At 70.8% G+C, this 216-nt stretch carries 1 pseudogene; it reads left to right on the top strand.

Annotated elements, in window-relative coordinates:
* Positions 1-26: 26 nt before the first annotated feature.
* A pseudogene (locus LK12_RS23540) lies at positions 27-216 on the top strand (hypothetical protein); the annotation flags it as partial.

Genomic DNA, 216 nt, shown 5'->3' with positions numbered 1-216 from the left:
CCGGCCCCTCGCTGCGCGACTCGGCCATGCAGGTGATCGACGCGCTGTGGCACGTGGTGGTCTATGCCGGCAGCGCACTGTACCTGTTCGCCGCCGCCGACCTGCGCCTGGTAGTGCCGCTGGCCCTGTGGATCGTCGGCTACAGCGCGGCGCTGTGGTACTTCGTACCGCGCATCAAGGCGCGCTCCGCCGCCGCCTCCTCGGCACGTTCCAAGG

Source organism: Novosphingobium malaysiense (assembly GCF_000802225.1).
In the GTDB taxonomy this organism is placed as follows: Bacteria; Pseudomonadota; Alphaproteobacteria; order Sphingomonadales; family Sphingomonadaceae; genus Novosphingobium; species Novosphingobium malaysiense.
The sequence above is the reverse complement of the archived record's forward strand: the minus strand, read 5'-3'. Positions and strand labels throughout refer to the sequence as shown.